This is a genomic window from Buchnera aphidicola (Pemphigus populi) (assembly GCF_964058935.1).
In the GTDB taxonomy this organism is placed as follows: Bacteria; Pseudomonadota; Gammaproteobacteria; order Enterobacterales; family Enterobacteriaceae; genus Buchnera_C; species Buchnera_C aphidicola_D.
The window spans coordinates 36,456-52,960 of the sequence record NZ_OZ060372.1 but is presented as its reverse complement, the minus strand read 5'-3'; the positions used below and the strand labels follow the sequence as shown (position 1 = coordinate 52,960).

Below are 16,505 nucleotides of genomic sequence, written 5' to 3'. Positions count from 1 at the left end.
TATCAAAATTATCCATAATTTTATTTATAATATACTAAAATAACTTAACATTTTTTAAAAAAATATTATTTATCAATTTGGCATATCTTAAAAAACGGTACATATGAATCTAGTAAATACAGAAATAGTATCAATAAAATTTTTAATTTTTATAAACTATATTTTCTGCTAATCTCCTAGTCATCATAAAAAATGGTTTTTTTAATTAAAAAGAACTTTAATGAAATAATTAATTATATTTATACTGCCAAAATAAAAAACAAATATTTCTATTCTTAGTTATGTTGTTTTCTATTATACTGATGTAATATATACATCAAGAAATTATAAAAATATAAGACAATACACTTCCACATAAAACATTATTATTTTCTATCAATTTTATTAAATATTCATATATTCCCAATTCATTAATCCAACTAATAAATCTAATTAATATATTGATTGCTGATGAATTAGCTAAACTAAAAATAATTAAACACTTTTATTAATAACATTTCCGCTTCAAAAAAATTCTCTCAAATGATTTATAATCAATAATCAATAATTAAAAAAAATAAAAATAAAATAAATACATTTAATATTTCAGTGTAATAAATCTAACTTAGATTGATTTTATATTATCCTTTTATCCTAAAAAGATATTTCACCTATTTTACTTAATATCTTTTGCAATGGATTTTTTAATTTTAAAGTATCTGTTTTCTTAATGTATGACAAATAGGATAAATAATATCTGATTTATTTAAAGTATAAAAATGAAAATCTTTAACCCCCTCTCGACATAATGTTTTAATCATATTCATCGATATATTTGCCCCAATTATTTTACTCGTTTCTAAATCATTATCCAATCCTTCAAATATATAATGTAAAGATATAGGAATATTTACGTTAGTCATTCTAGAAAAATTTTTTAATTGTTTAAAATTAAAAATTGGGAAAATACCAGGAATAATTTTAATATTAATACCGTTTTTAATACAACGATCTCGAAAACGTAAATAATGTTCTACGTCAAAAAAAAATTGAGTAATAGCTCTGTTAGCTCCGGCATCAACTTTGTTTTTCAGATACATTAAATCAGATTGTGCATCTTTTGCTTCTGGATGAATTTCAGGATAAGCAGCAACTGAGATATCAAAATCAGCAACATCTTGCAATAATTTTACTAAATCTACAGCATGTATTTTTAATTTTTTTGATGTTTTTAAGCAATCCCCACGTAATGCTACTATATGCGTAATACCATTTTCCCAATAATTTTTAGCTATAATTCTTAATTCTGATTCGGTAGCATCTATGCATGTCAAATGTGGGGCAACTGAGATCCCTGTCCGTTTTCTTATTTCTTGCACTACACCATAAGTTCGATCACGTTCTCCACTATTAGCTCCGTATGTTACTGAAAAAAAAGTAGGTTTTAAAATACTTAATTTATTTACAGAAGACCATAAAACTTCTTCTAAAATATTAGTCTTTGGAGGAAAAAATTCAAATGAAATATTTATTTCATCGCGGAAATCTGATAAATTCTGATTTAAAATTTCTTTTTGATCTATACAAATATCACTCATAGTTTTAATCTCATGAATTATTTTTAAAAAAAATAATATAATTCAATACAAGCTTAATTATTACTGACTATCCACATAAATTATACTAGATAAAAATTATTTATATATATTTTAAAATAAACAAAAATAAAAATGTATATTCAATCAATATTATTAATTGTTATTAATAAGTATTAATATGATCAATGCTATCATACGCACAAATAAAATAGTATAAATAAACTTTATTTTTTTTACATAAAATATACACTTGATCATCTAACTAAATTCAGTTATATACTTTAAGAGTATCTTAATTACATCAGATTCTAGAATAAGATATAAAAAATACCACTTAGATAAAAATACCAATATTATGTACTGAATACTCTTATAAAAAATTTTTAAAATAGATAAAATTATTATCAATAATATTGATATACTGATTATTTTAATAATAAATATTAATTATTTATAATAAATTTTATAAATATTAGGTAAAAAAGTAAAATTTCATTTTAAAAAATAATTGGAATACTATTCCAATAAAAATAAATAATATTTTTTAAAATGAAAAATAAATATTTACATGTAACATTAGTAATCATCGGTATTATATTATTAACAATAAAAATTAAAAAAATTTTTTGTTAGTTATAGAAATAATAATTTGAAATATAAATACCAATTATAATAATATTATTATTATATAATTCTCCTAAAAAATTAATATCTATTACTATATACAAACATTTTAAAAAATAAATTTGATACTTAATACTCTATTTCAATATCTAAATATTTTAAAATCAATTAGATAATATTACTCTTAACTATAAAAATAGGCAATTTAAAAACATTTAAAAATCTAATTTTAATAAAAAATTAAATTTTTTTTAATATTTAAAATATGATATATTTTTAATTAATTTTATATTCTTGACTATTATAAAGAAATATTTTATCTTAAACATCTAAAAACATTGATTTTTAATACATTAAAAACGTATTATTATTAATAATTTCCATTAATATATGTGATATGTATAAAATTTTTATTGCATAAAAACTAATCTATCTGTAATATATATATTTTAAAAACCTACGTTTAGTAAGCCGGCTTAGCTCAGCAGGCAGAGCAACTGACTTGTAATCAGTAGGTCACCAGTTCGATTCCGGTAGCCGGCATCATTAATTATTCAGGTGGGATTCCCGAGTGGTTAAAGGGAGCAGACTGTAAATCTGCCGTCATAGACTTCGAAGGTTCGAATCCTTCTCCCACCAATTATTTTAATAATATAACATTATATTCATTAATTTTAATTAATAAAGCGGGCATCATATAAGGGTTATTATCTCAGCCTTCCAAGCTGATAATGCGGGTTCGATTCCCGCTGCCCGCTAAGAAATTAAAGCTGATATGGCTCAGTAGGTAGAGCGCACCCATGGTAAGGGTGAGGTCCCCAGTTCAAATCTGGGTATCAGCATAAAAATATTTCAGTAAAAAATTAATAAATATGTTTTATAGAAATCAATACATAAAAATAAAAATATGTTACAATACTTCTTAAATTTTTTTATTTTTTATAATAGGAACTAGTTATTTTAAAACTAAAAATCCCTCATTTTTAATTTATTATATATAATCCCACTCTAACGATATTTAATTATTATTTAAAATAAAATTATATACCTATATAATAGATATAATTTTTTGTATAATATCTTAATTTTTCATTTTTATACTATTAAATTATGAAAAATATATAATTACATTAATTCACTATAATTTATATTATTAAAATTTATAAAATCATTAAGATATAAAATCTTCAATTTATAGATTTTAGGATTATTTATGCATTCTAATAGCTGTTTCAAAAAAAAAACTAAAACAATAAAAATAATAAAATTGTCTTATATATTTATAATACTTCTGACATCTATTATTTATAACATTTACTGTACCAATACAATACTCATATTACGTATACTATGTAGTGTCAGTTTGATTGGTTTAACACTATTTATTTTTTTATATGTAGAAGAAGGAAAAAAAATACTATCTTTCGCCAATAAATCAAAAAAAGAAATAAAAAAAATAATTTGGCCTAGTAATACAGAAACACTATATACTACATTAATTGTTTCAATTATTGCTATTACTATGTCATTAGTAATATGGGGACTAGATAATATTCTATTCCAATTGGTATCATTTATCACTAACCTGAGATTATGAGATGTATGATACTCAAAAAAAACGCTGGTATGTACTGCAAGCATTTTCTGGTTTTGAAAATAGAATAGCAGAATCAATACGAGAACATGTTAAATTAAATAATATGGAAAAATTTTTTGGAGATATTATGGTGCCCAGTGAAGAAGTAATAGAAATCCGAGGTGGACAACGTAAAAAAAGCGAACATAAATTTTTCCCAGGATATGTATTGATACAAATGACTATGAATGAAATGAGTTGGCATTTAGTTCGCAGCGTTCCGCGAGTAATGGGTTTTGTTGGAGGTACATCCGATCGTCCTGCTCCAATTAGTGATAAAGAAGTAGATACTATCATTACTAGATTAAGACAAATTGGTGATAAACCTAGACCAAAAACATTATTTGAACCAGGTGAAATGATAAGGGTAAATAACGGTCCATTTTCAGATTTTAATGGTGTAGTAGAAGAAGTTGATTATGAAAAAAACAGATTAAAAGTCTCTGTATCTATATTTGGAAGAGCTACTCCTGTCGAATTAGATTTTGCACAAGTAGAAAAAAATTAATTTTTTTCTTTTAAAATTATCAGAAAAATTATTTTAATAGAAATTAATTATTTTAACAAATAGTAAAAATGGTTACTAAAATATAAAATTATTATAATATTAATATATGGTACATAAATTTTATGGCTAAAAAAATACAAAGCTACGTTAAATTACAAGTTTCAGCAGGTATGGCTAATCCCAGTCCTCCCGTAGGTCCTGCATTAGGACAAAAAGGAGTGAACATTATGGAATTTTGTAAAGCTTTTAATTTAAAAACAGAAAACATAGAAAAAGGATTACCAATACCGGTGATTGTTACAGTATACACTGATCGTTCTTTTTCTTTTATTACAAAAACCCCACCAGCTTCTATTTTACTAAAAAAAATAGCAGGTATCAAATCTGGTTCAGGTAAACCTAATCAAGAAAAAATTGGAAAAATAACAAAAAAACAAATTTTAGAAATAGCCTTAATGAAAAAAATAGATATGACTGGTTCTAATCTTGAAAAAATGGCTAAATCAATAGAAGGAACAGCTTATTCTATGGGTTTAATAGTAGAGGAATAAATATGAAAAAATTAACAAAAAAAATGATTCTTATAAAGAATAAGACCGATTCTAAAAAAAATTATCACATTGACGAAAGCCTGCTACTATTAAAAAAATTTTCAACAAAAAAATTTAACGAAAGTATTGATGTATCAATTCACTTAGGTATTGATTCTAAAAAATCAGAACAAAATATTCGTGGTTATACTTTATTACCCCACGGAATTGGACGTATAATCAAAGTTGCTGTTTTTGCTAAAAGTGAAAAACATGTAAAAGAAGCTGTTTCTGCGGGTGCAGATTTTATTGGACTGGAAGATTTAGTAGAAAAAATAAAAAATAAAGTAATTAATTTTGATATTGTGATTGCTACTCCAGAAACTATGAAAATAGTGGGTAAATTAGGTACAATATTAGGACCTCGGGGACTAATGCCTAATCCAAAATTAGGAACAGTAACAGAAAATATTTTTAAAACAGTAAAAAATGCTAAAATAGGACAAATTCGTTATCGTAACGATAAAAATGGAATTATTCATGCTAGTATTGGAAAAATTAATTTTTTAGAAAAAAGTATAAAAGAAAATTTATATGCACTTTTAATTTCTTTAAATAAAGCTAAACCTTCACAATCTAAAGGAATTTATATTAAAAAAATAGTTTTATCTACAACCATGGGAGCTGGATTAAAAATTGATCAATCTACTTTACATTAAATAAATAAACATTATTTATACTTTACGTTGTAAGAAATATTATTTATAATAATTTCCCTTTAATTAATGAATATCTAAAATGAATTAAGTTTAGAGAATAAACTTTTATACATAGTTTTGTCTGGATAACTGTGTATAAATCACCAATTTATTATATATTATCAATAACTATAAATACAATTATTAAATAAAATGACTGCTTTTAGCATTTTTATATATAACACATCAAAAGTTATATTATAAATGATACAGATAAAATCTAGGAGCAAAATAAAAATGCCATTAAGTCTGCATAATAAAAAAGAAATTGTTTCTAAAATTCATCATATAGCCAATATTGCTTTGTCTATTGTAATAGCAGATTCTCGGGGTGTAACAACAAATAATATCACTGAACTTAGAAAATTAAGCCGAAATATTGGAGTAACAATCAGTATTGTACGAAACACCTTATTAAACTTAGCTATTCAAGGAACATCCTTCGAATGTCTTAAAAACAAATTTAAAGGTCCTACTTTGGTTGCATATTCTCTTAAACATCCAGGTAGTGGCGCTAGATTATTTAAAGATTTTTCAAAAAAAAATAAAAACTTCAAAATTACTGGTGGTGTTTTTGAAGAAAAAATATTATCTACATTACAAGTGCACCACCTTGCAGATATGCCAACTTATAATGAGGCTATAATTATTTTTATATCCTTAATAAAAGAAGCTGCTGTAGGAAAACTTATTCGTACCGTATTTGCTATATCTAATAAAAAAGAAAAAACATTAAGCTAATAATTACCTTTTGATATACCAGATACTACGTACACCACTTCTGATTTTTGTTGGGAATACTTTTATGTCTATCAATAAAGAACAAATTCTAGAAGCTATAGCAGAAATGTCAGTAAAAAATGTTATTGAACTGGTATCCGCTATGGAAGAAAAATTTGGTGTTGCAGCTGCTTCGATAAATTCCAATACCATAACAAAACAAGATGTTGAATCTGCTGAAGAAAAAACAGAATTTAACGTGTTTTTAAAAAATATAGGTAAAAATAAAGTTTCAGTTATTAAAGCTGTACGTAGTACCACCGGATTAGGACTAAAAGAAGCTAAAGATTTAGTTGAATCTGCACCAACTCTTGTAAAAGAAAATATTAATAAAGATGAAGCGACATCCTTGAAAAAAATATTAGAAGATGCTGGTGCTGAAGTGGAAATTAAATAGTGAATTATTATTAAATAAGTCAATTCTATTTATAAATACTGGTGGCTAATAATTATAAGCCACCAGCCTTTCTTCATTAAAATATAAAATAACTTTAATTACCAAATATTACATTATTATTATATTTAGTTGAAAAATCTAATTATAGGTCTTAATCAATATTAATTGATTAATAAAAATTATGAATAATTTTCTGCACTTAAAAATTAGATATATCAACCATCCTTTATAAAAGAATAAACAAGGTAGTTTAACTGATTATCTAGCTAAGGAACCTTATGGTTTACTCTTATACCGAAAAAAAAAGAATTCGCAAAGATTTTGGGAAACAACCACAAATTTTAGATATACCATATCTGCTTTCTATCCAACTTGACTCATTTAAAAAATTCATTAAACGAGATTCAACAGGTCAATATGGATTGGAAGCTGCTTTTTGTTCTATATTTCCTATCCGTAGCTATAGCGGTAATGCTGAACTGCAATACATTAGTTATCAATTAGGTCAATCTATTTTTAATGTAAAAGAATGTCAAATTCGAGGAGCCACCTATTCTGCTCCATTACGAGTAAAACTACGTTTGATTATTTATGAAAGAGAATCTTTAGAAGCTACTGTAAAGGATATTAAAGAACAAGAAGTATATATGGGTGAAATTCCTCTTATGACTGATAATGGTACATTTATTATTAATGGTACTGAAAGAGTAATTGTTTCACAATTACATCGCAGTCCAGGTGTATTTTTTGATAGTGATAAAGGGAAAACTCATTCTTCAGGAAAAGTTTTATATAACGCTCGAGTTATACCTTACCGAGGATCTTGGTTAGATTTTGAATTTGATCCAAAAGATAATTTATTCGTTCGCATTGATCGTAGAAGAAAATTACCTGTTACCATTCTTTTACGTGCTCTAGATTATTCGACAGAAGATATTATTAATTTATTTTTTAAAAAAAATATTTATAAATTTATTGAAAAAAAAATAGAAATGATACTTGTACCTGAAAGACTACGCGGTGAAACAGCTTCCTTTGACATAAAATTATGTAACACTATTTATGTAAAAAAAGGACGACGTATTACTGCTCACCATATACGACAACTAAAAAAAAATAATATCAATAAAATTGAAGTCCCTATCGAATATATCATTAACAAAATTATTGCTAGAAATTATTTAGATCAAAAAACCAATCAACCAATTGCTTTATGTAATACAGTAATTTCTCTTGAAATTTTAGAAAAAATAATAAAAAACGGATATAATAAAATAGAAACTATTTTTACCAATGATTTAGACCATGGTCCCTATATTTCAGAAACGTTAAGAATCGATCCAACTCATGATAAATTAAGTGCATTAGTAGAAATTTATAGAATGATGCGACCAGGTGAACCACCTACGAGAGAAGCAGCAGAAAATCTCTTTGAAAATTTATTTTTTTCTGAAGATAGATATGATCTTTCATCTGTAGGAAGAATGAAATTTAATCGTTCTCTATTACGTAAAGAAATAATAGGACCTGGTACACTAAGTAAGTCGGATATCGTAGATGTTATTAAAAAATTAATAGATATACGAAACGGAAAAGGAACAATAGATGATATAGATCATTTAGGAAATCGTCGCATTAGATCTGTTGGAGAAATGGCAGAAAATCAATTTCGCATAGGTTTAGTTCGTGTAGAAAGAGCAGTAAAAGAAAGATTATCATTAGGTGATCTCGATACGATTATGCCACAAGATATGATAAATGCTAAACCGATTTCTTCTGCTGTAAAAGAATTTTTTGGATCAAGTCAATTATCTCAATTTATGGATCAAAATAACCCTCTATCTGAAATTACACACAAACGTAGGATATCTGCACTAGGTGTAGGCGGTCTAACTAGAGAACGCGCTGGATTTGAGGTAAGAGATGTGCATCCAACTCATTATGGCCGAGTGTGTCCCATTGAGACACCAGAAGGTCCTAATATAGGATTGATTAATTCATTATCTGTTTACGCACGTACTAATAAATACGGTTTTTTAGAAACCCCTTATAGAAAAGTAAAAAACAGCTTAGTAACTAATGAAATACAATATTTATCTGCCATTGAAGAAGGTAATTATATTATTGCACAAGCTAATACTAATCTTGATTCTGCAAGTATTTTTATTAATGATTTAGTTACTTGTCGTTATAAAGGGGAATCTAGTTTATTCCATCCTAAACAAGTAGATTATATGGATGTATCCACCCAACAAATTGTTTCTGTTGGTGCTTCTTTAATTCCTTTTTTAGAACACGACGATGCTAATCGTGCTTTAATGGGTGCCAACATGCAACGACAAGCGGTGCCAACCTTACGATCAGAAAAACCTTTAGTAGGAACCGGAATGGAAAGGGCTGTTGCTGTAGATTCTGGAGTTACAGTGGTAGCCAAAAGAAGCGGAACAGTACAATATGTAGATGCATCCCGAATCGTCATAAAAGTTCATGAAAAAGCAATGAATATAGGTGAATCTGGTATTGATATATATAATTTAAATAAATATACACGTTCTAATCAAAACACCTGCATCAATCAAATTCCTTGTATCCATTTAAGAGAAAAAGTGGAATCAGGAGATGTTTTAGCAGATGGCCCATCCACTGATTTAGGTGAACTAGCTTTAGGCCAGAACATGCGTGTAGCTTTTATGCCTTGGAATGGTTATAACTTTGAAGATTCCATACTTATTTCAGAAAAAGTTGTACAAAAAGATCAATTTACAACAATTCATATTCAAGAATTAGCATGTATTTCCCGTGATACTAAATTAGGAATTGAAGAAATTACATCAGACATACCTAATGTAGGAGAAGCGGCTTTATCTAAATTAGATGAATCAGGAATTGTATATATTGGAGCTGAAGTCACAGGAGGAGATATACTTGTAGGAAAGGTGACACCAAAGGGAGAAACTCAATTAACACCAGAAGAAAAACTATTACGTGCTATTTTTGGAGAAAAAGCTTCCGATGTTAAAGATTCTTCTTTACGTGTACCTAATGGTGTGTCGGGTACAGTAATTGATTTACAGATTTTTACACGAGATGGGGTAGAAAAAGATAAACGCACTTTAGAAATTGAAGATATGCAATTAAAAAAAATTAAAAAAGATTTAACAGAAGAATTTAAAATATTTGAATCCGGTCTTTTTATTCGCATTCAAAATAATTTCACTGATTCTGGTATTCCTATATCGGAACTCTCTAAAATACCTAAAGAAGAATGGTTAACAATAAAATTACATACTAATAAAAATAAAAAAGTATTAGAAAAGCTAATTGAACAATATAATACATTAAAAAAGGAATTTGAAAAAAAATTAGAAGAAAATCGAAAAAAAATTACTCAAGGCGATGACTTAGCTCCAGGTGTTTTAAAGATAGTAAAAGTATATTTAGCTGTAAAAAGACATATTCAACCTGGTGATAAAATGGCGGGACGTCATGGAAATAAAGGAGTTATTTCTAAAATTAATCCAATAGAAGATATGCCCTATGACCAACATGGAATACCAGTAGATATTGTTCTTAATCCATTAGGTGTACCATCTAGAATGAATATTGGACAAATTCTAGAAACTCATCTAGGTCTAGCTTCAAAAGGATTAGGTGATAAAATTAATGCTATGCTGAATAAAAAAGAAAAGATTGAAAATTTACGAAAATTTATACAAAAAGCATTCAATATAGGTGAAAATATTCGTCAAAAAATAGATTTTAATACATTCTCTGATAAAGAAATATTAATTTTAGCAAAAAACTTTAGGAAAGGCATTCCTATTGCTACCCCTGTATTTGATGGAGCTAAAGAAAACGAAATTAAAACACTATTAGAATTAGCAAATCTTCCTTCTTCTGGTCAAATTACACTTTTTGATGGACGCACTGGAGAAAAATTTGAACGACCAGTAACTGTTGGATATATGTACATGTTAAAACTAAATCATTTAGTAGATGATAAAATGCATGCTAGATCAACAGGATCTTATAGTCTAGTCACACAACAACCATTAGGTGGTAAAGCCCAATTTGGTGGACAACGTTTTGGAGAAATGGAAGTTTGGGCATTGGAAGCATATGGAGCTTCCTATACTTTACAAGAAATGCTTACTGTAAAATCTGATGATGTTACCGGAAGAACAAAAATGTATAAAAATATTGTAGATGGAAATCATAAAATGGAACCTGGAATGCCAGAATCATTTAATGTCTTGTTAAAAGAAATTAGATCATTAGGTATTAATATTGAACTCGAAAATGAATAAAACATTCAAATATATACCCGACTACCACACATCTAATTTTTATTCTTCTTCTCTTGCACTGTTCACTCAGACGGGAGCTAATCCGTGAAAGACTTGCTTAATTTTCTAAAGAAACAAACTAAAGCTGAAGAATTCGATGCAATTAAAATATCATTATCTTCACCAGATACCATCCGTTCATGGTCTTTTGGGGAAGTTAAAAAACCAGAAACAATTAATTATCGTACATTTAAACCTGAACGTGATGGTTTATTTTGTGCACGAATTTTTGGTCCAGTAAAAGATTATGAATGTTTATGTGGTAAATATAAACGTTTAAAACACCGCGGTGTCATTTGTGAAAAATGTGGAGTCGAAGTAACTCAAAGTAAAGTACGTCGTGAAAGAATGGGACATATTGAACTAGCCTCTCCTATAGCACATATTTGGTTTTTAAAATCCTTGCCATCACGCATTGGTTTATTATTAGACATGCCTCTTAGAGATATAGAAAGAGTTCTCTACTTTGAATCTTATGTGATTGTTGATGAAGGTATGACAAATTTAGAAAAAAAACAAATTTTAACAGAAGAACAATATTTGGATGCATTAGAAGAATTTGGAGATGATTTTGATGCAAAAATGGGAGCTGAAGCTATCCAAACACTTTTAAAAAACATAAATTTAAAAGAAGAATGCGAAATCCTAAGAAATGAGCTACAAAATAGTCATTCTGAAACCAAAAGAAAGAAATTAACTAAACGTATTAAATTAATAGAATCATTTATACAATCAAATAATAAACCAGAATGGATGATTCTCAATGTTCTACCAATCTTACCACCTGATTTAAGACCTCTAGTCCCTTTAGATGGAGGAAGATTTGCAACATCTGATTTAAATGATTTATATCGACGAGTAATCAACAGAAATAATCGATTAAAAAGATTATTAGACCTATCTGCTCCAGATATTATAGTAAGAAATGAAAAACGTATGTTACAAGAAGCTATAGATGCTCTATTAGATAATGGTCGTCGAGGTCGCGCTATCATAGGATCTAATAAACGTCCCCTTAAATCATTAGCAGATATGATTAAAGGTAAACAAGGTCGATTTCGTCAAAACTTACTGGGTAAAAGGGTTGATTATTCCGGACGTTCAGTAATTACCGTTGGTCCTTATCTAAGATTACACCAATGTGGATTACCAAAAAAAATGGCATTAGAATTATTTAAACCATTTATATATGGAAAATTAGAAGTAAATGGTTTAGCAACAACAATTAAAGCTGCAAAAAAAATGGTAGAAAAAGAGGAATCTATAGTTTGGGATATATTGGATGAGGTTATTCGTGAGCATCCTGTTTTACTAAATCGTGCACCTACACTACATAGATTGGGTATACAAGCATTTGAACCAATTTTAATTGAAGGAAAGGCCATACAATTACATCCTTTAGTTTGTGCAGCCTACAATGCAGATTTTGATGGTGATCAAATGGCAGTTCATGTTCCTCTAACTCTTGAAGCTCAATTGGAAGCACGTGCTTTAATGATGTCTACCAATAACATTTTATCTCCAGCGAATGGAGAACCAATTATTGTTCCTTCACAAGATGTTGTTTTAGGCTTATATTACATGACTCGTTCCAAAATCAATGGGAAGGGTGAAGGAATGATTTTAAGCGGTCCAAAAGAAGCAGAACGTCTCTATCGTTCAGATATTGCTGAATTGCACACAATGGTTAAAATTAGAATTGCTGAATATGAAAAAAAAGAAGAAAAAATTATTTTAAAAAAAAATGAAATTATTGATACCACAATAGGTAGAGCGATTTTATGGATGATTGTTCCAAAAGGTTTACCTTTCTCTATGGTTAATCGAACTTTAGGAAAAAAAAGAATATCTACAATGATTAATACTTGTTATCGTATTCTGGGATTAAAGCCTACCGTTAATTTTGCTGATCAAATCATGTATACGGGATTTGCTTACGCTGCCCGTTCCGGAGCCTCTGTCGGCATAGATGATATGGTTATACCCTGTGAAAAAGCAGATATTATTACAGAAGCTGAAACTGAAGTTTCAGAAATTCAAGAACAATTTCAATCTGGATTAGTGACAGCAGGTGAAAGATATAACAAAGTTATTGATATTTGGGCAGCTGCTAACGAACGTGTTGCAAAAGCTATGATGGCCAATCTTTCCATGGATTCTATTATTAATAAAAATGGAAAAATTGAAAAACAAATATCTTTTAATAGTATTTTTATGATGGCAGACTCAGGAGCACGTGGTTCTGCTGCTCAAATCAGACAATTAGCTGGAATGAGAGGTTTAATGGCAAAACCAGATGGTTCTATCATTGAAACTCCTATTACAGCTAACTTTCGTGAAGGCTTAAACGTACTGCAATATTTTATTTCTACCCATGGTGCGAGAAAAGGATTAGCAGATACTGCTTTAAAAACTGCTAATTCTGGATATTTAACTCGTCGTTTAGTAGATGTAGCTCAAGATTTAGTAGTTACTGAAGATGACTGTTTGACTCATGAAGGAATTATAATGACACCAGTAATTGAAGGTGGGGAAGTTAAAGAACCTTTAAGAGAAAGAGTATTAGGACGACTTACAGCTGAAAATATTTTACAATCATATTCAGCAGATATTTTAGTTCCTCGTAATACATTACTAAATGAAAAATGGTGCGATATATTAGAAATAAATTCCATAGATAGCATCAAAGTTAGATCAGTAGTAAATTGTGATACTGATTTTGGAATTTGTGCCTACTGTTATGGTCGTGATTTAGCACGTGGTCATTTGGTTAATAAAGGAGAAGCTATTGGTGTTATTGCTGCGCAATCAATAGGAGAACCAGGAACTCAATTAACAATGCGAACTTTTCATATTGGAGGAGCCGCATCAAGAGCAGCTGCTACATCTAGTATCCAAGTTAAAAATAAAGGGAAAATTAATCTTAATAATTCTAAATCAGTAATTAATTCAGAAGGTAAAATTATTATTACTTCACGTAATGTTGAATTGAAAATGATAGATGCATTAGGAAGAACACAAGAAAGTTATAAAATTCCATACGGTGCTATTATGATTAAAGGACATGGAGAAACTGTTAATTCAGGTGAAACTATAGCTAAATGGGATCCGCACACTATACCTGTGATAACCGAAGTAAATGGTTATGTTAAATTTATTGATATGATAGATGGACAAAGCATCACTCGACAAACAGATGAATTAACAGGATTAACTTCTATAGTAATATTAGATACAGCTGAACGCACTTCTATAGCAAAAGATCTTCGTCCTGCATTAAAAATAATCGATTCATTTAACCAAGATGTACTCCTACCAGGTACTGATATGCCGGCACAATATTTTCTTCCTGGTAGGAGTATTATTCAATTAGATAATGGCATTAAAATTAGTTCAGGAGATACATTAGCTAGAATTCCACAGGAATCAGTCGTCACCAAAGATATTACTGGTGGATTACCTAGAGTAGCTGATTTATTTGAAGCTCGACGACCTAAAGAATTGGCTATACTAGCAGAAATTAGCGGTTTTATATCTTTTGGGAAAGAAACGAAAGGAAAAAGACGTTTAATCATTACTCCCATTGATGGTAGTGAAATATATGAAGAAATGATTCCTAAATGGAGGCAGCTAAATGTTTTTGAAGGAGAACGTGTAGAACGAGGAGATGTTATATCTGATGGTCCGGAATCTCCACATGATATTCTTAGGTTAAGAGGAATACAAGCTGTAACAAGATATATTGTTAATGAAGTACAAGAAGTTTATCGGCTTCAAGGGGTAAAAATAAATGATAAACATATTGAGGTTATTATTCGCCAAATGTTACGTAAAGCCACAATTATCAAATCAGGACAATCAGAATTTTTAGATGGAGAGCAAGTAGAATTTTATCGCATAAAAATATCAAATCGTAATTTAGAGAAAAAAAATAAAATTCCAGCAACTTTTTCCAGAGATTTATTGGGAATTACAAAAGCATCTCTTGCTACAGAATCATTCATATCCGCTGCATCCTTTCAAGAAACTACTCGAGTTCTAACAGAGTCAGCAGTTGCAGGAAAAAAAGATGAATTAAGAGGTTTAAAAGAAAACGTCATTGTTGGTAGACTCATACCTGCTGGTACAGGATATGCATACCATAAAAATCGATTGAATCATCGTCATCATCGATTATCCTCATCAATAACTAAAAAATCCGATACCACTTTATCTGGAATCAGTCCCGAAGAGGCTGCTGCAAGTTTATCTGAATTGCTAAATTCAACTCTCATGAAAAACAAAAATAAATAAAAACAAATAGTTTAATATAAACTGCTTTTTAATAGCGGTTTATATTAAAAATAAAATACATAATATCTTACATATATATTATTAATATATTTATATATATATTATAAATATAAAATTTTATCAATTGAATATTATATACTAATTTATCTTTCATTTATTTATATATATGATATGATTTTATATCATTATGATGAGTAAAAAAATATTCAATATAAGAATATATTTTATTTATTTTTTAATATATATACAATAAAAAATAAAATATTAATATTTTTAAATTAATTTGAATAAATAGAGAAAAATATTAAATTTAATATTATATCATATAATTATTAAAATTTAACTTTCATTAAATATAAAATATATTTTATATAAAATAAATATTTATAAAACAATATTTTTCTTTTCTTAAAATTGTATAATGTATGTATTTCAAATAAAACAATAAGAATATAAATATAATAGATTTATAATCTTTTTTATATCATTTTTTTATTTTTATAAATTATTTTTATAATCAATGAATCTAATAATGATGAAAATAATGCTCACCATAAAATAAATTTATTTTTTATATAATATTTTTCATACATAAAAATATCCACTTTAGTATATATTAATATCAATAATCTTAATATCTGATTAAATCATATTACTCTTAATGTAAGAAATAATTAATATTATTCAGGAAAGCAATATGAATAAAGCACAACTCATTAATGTAGTCTCTGAAATTACTAAATTATCTAAAAAACAAATTAAAAAAACTTTAGAAACGGCTTTATCTTCTATTGTAAAATCTTTAAAAAATGGAAATTCTGTTCAATTGGTGGGCTTTGGAACTTTTAAAGTAAATAATAGAGCTGCTCGCATTGGACGTAATCCACAGACAGGAAAAGAAATTCAAATTCCTGCTACAAAAGTACCAACTTTTGTATCTGGTAAATCTTTAAAAGAAGCAGTTAAATAATATTAAGTATTATATTAATATTGATTCAATAGGGGCCACGTTGCCCCTGATTTATATGAACATTTTCTGTTCATGAATCAAATATA

Annotated in this window: 10 protein-coding genes and 4 tRNA genes; 13 read left to right on the top strand and 1 reads right to left on the bottom strand. The window is 27.7% G+C overall.

The window, feature by feature from the left end; all coding sequences use genetic code 11:
* Window positions 1-689 precede the first annotated feature (689 nt).
* On the bottom strand, window positions 690-1,577 hold the full coding sequence (metF, locus tag AB4W65_RS00230; protein WP_367673635.1) for a methylenetetrahydrofolate reductase: 888 nt from the start codon (window positions 1,575-1,577) through the stop codon (window positions 690-692).
* A gap of 1,094 nt (window positions 1,578-2,671) precedes the next feature.
* On the opposite strand from metF, the gene AB4W65_RS00225 reads away from it, so the two are divergent.
* From AB4W65_RS00225 to AB4W65_RS00165, 13 genes are all read left to right on the top strand, one after another.
* Window positions 2,672-2,744, top strand: a tRNA-Thr gene (locus AB4W65_RS00225).
* Window positions 2,745-2,758: 14 nt separating this feature from the next.
* A tRNA-Tyr gene (locus AB4W65_RS00220) sits at window positions 2,759-2,840 on the top strand.
* A 47-nt stretch (window positions 2,841-2,887) separates the two neighbouring features.
* Window positions 2,888-2,959 (top strand) — tRNA-Gly (locus tag AB4W65_RS00215).
* An 11-nt stretch (window positions 2,960-2,970) separates the two neighbouring features.
* A tRNA-Thr gene (locus AB4W65_RS00210) sits at window positions 2,971-3,043 on the top strand.
* A gap of 371 nt (window positions 3,044-3,414) precedes the next feature.
* Window positions 3,415-3,798, top strand: a complete 384-nt coding sequence (gene secE / locus AB4W65_RS00205) for a preprotein translocase subunit SecE (protein ID WP_367673634.1) — start codon at window positions 3,415-3,417, stop codon at window positions 3,796-3,798.
* A 1-nt stretch (window position 3,799) separates the two neighbouring features.
* Window positions 3,800-4,345 (top strand): transcription termination/antitermination protein NusG, encoded by a 546-nt coding sequence (nusG, locus tag AB4W65_RS00200; protein WP_367673633.1) that lies wholly within the window; start codon window positions 3,800-3,802, stop codon window positions 4,343-4,345.
* Between the two features lie 122 nt (window positions 4,346-4,467).
* Window positions 4,468-4,896, top strand: a complete 429-nt coding sequence (gene rplK, locus AB4W65_RS00195) for a 50S ribosomal protein L11 (RefSeq protein WP_367673632.1) — start codon at window positions 4,468-4,470, stop codon at window positions 4,894-4,896.
* Between the two features lie 2 nt (window positions 4,897-4,898).
* On the top strand, window positions 4,899-5,594 hold the full coding sequence (rplA, locus tag AB4W65_RS00190; protein WP_367673631.1) for a 50S ribosomal protein L1: 696 nt from the start codon (window positions 4,899-4,901) through the stop codon (window positions 5,592-5,594).
* Between the two features lie 276 nt (window positions 5,595-5,870).
* Window positions 5,871-6,374, top strand: a complete 504-nt coding sequence (gene rplJ, locus AB4W65_RS00185) for a 50S ribosomal protein L10 (RefSeq protein ID WP_367673630.1) — start codon at window positions 5,871-5,873, stop codon at window positions 6,372-6,374.
* A gap of 64 nt (window positions 6,375-6,438) precedes the next feature.
* Window positions 6,439-6,810, top strand: coding sequence for a 50S ribosomal protein L7/L12 (rplL, locus tag AB4W65_RS00180; protein ID WP_367673629.1), 372 nt, complete (start codon window positions 6,439-6,441; stop codon window positions 6,808-6,810).
* Between the two features lie 278 nt (window positions 6,811-7,088).
* Window positions 7,089-11,117 (top strand): DNA-directed RNA polymerase subunit beta, encoded by a 4,029-nt coding sequence (rpoB, locus tag AB4W65_RS00175; RefSeq protein ID WP_367673628.1) that lies wholly within the window; start codon window positions 7,089-7,091, stop codon window positions 11,115-11,117.
* 84 nt (window positions 11,118-11,201) lie between these two features.
* Window positions 11,202-15,449 (top strand): DNA-directed RNA polymerase subunit beta', encoded by a 4,248-nt coding sequence (gene rpoC, locus AB4W65_RS00170; RefSeq protein ID WP_367673627.1) that lies wholly within the window; start codon window positions 11,202-11,204, stop codon window positions 15,447-15,449.
* A 682-nt stretch (window positions 15,450-16,131) separates the two neighbouring features.
* Entirely contained in the window at window positions 16,132-16,419 is a 288-nt protein-coding gene (locus tag AB4W65_RS00165) for an HU family DNA-binding protein (protein ID WP_367673842.1), read from the top strand.
* Window positions 16,420-16,505: the final 86 nt, after the last annotated feature.